This window comes from Shewanella sp. ECSMB14102, from assembly GCF_000813075.1.
Classification (GTDB): domain Bacteria; phylum Pseudomonadota; class Gammaproteobacteria; order Enterobacterales; family Shewanellaceae; genus Shewanella; species Shewanella indica.
The window spans coordinates 1-317 of record NZ_JWGX01000154.1 but is presented as its reverse complement, the minus strand read 5'-3'; the positions used below and the strand labels follow the sequence as shown (position 1 = coordinate 317).

At 45.7% G+C, this 317-nt stretch carries 1 rRNA gene; it reads left to right on the top strand.

The features are described from left to right. A 16S ribosomal RNA gene (locus tag RC73_RS21035) occupies positions 1 to 317 on the top strand; the annotation flags it as partial.

The window sequence follows — 317 nt, the reverse complement described above, 5'->3', positions numbered from 1 at the left end:
TTTCTAGGACCGCCGTAATGATTAATAGGGATAGTCGGGGGCGTCAGTATTCAGCTGTCAGAGGTGAAATTCTTGGATTTGCTGAAGACTAACTACTGCGAAAGCATTCGCCAAGGATGTTTTCATTAATCAGGAACGAAAGTTAGGGGATCGAAGACGATCAGATACCGTCGTAGTCTTAACTATAAACTATGCCGACTAGGGATCGGACGATGTTATTATTTGACGCGTTCGGCACCTTTCGAGAAATCAAAGTGCTTGGGCTCCAGGGGGAGTATGGTCGCAAGGCTGAAACTTAAAGAAATTGACGGAAGGGC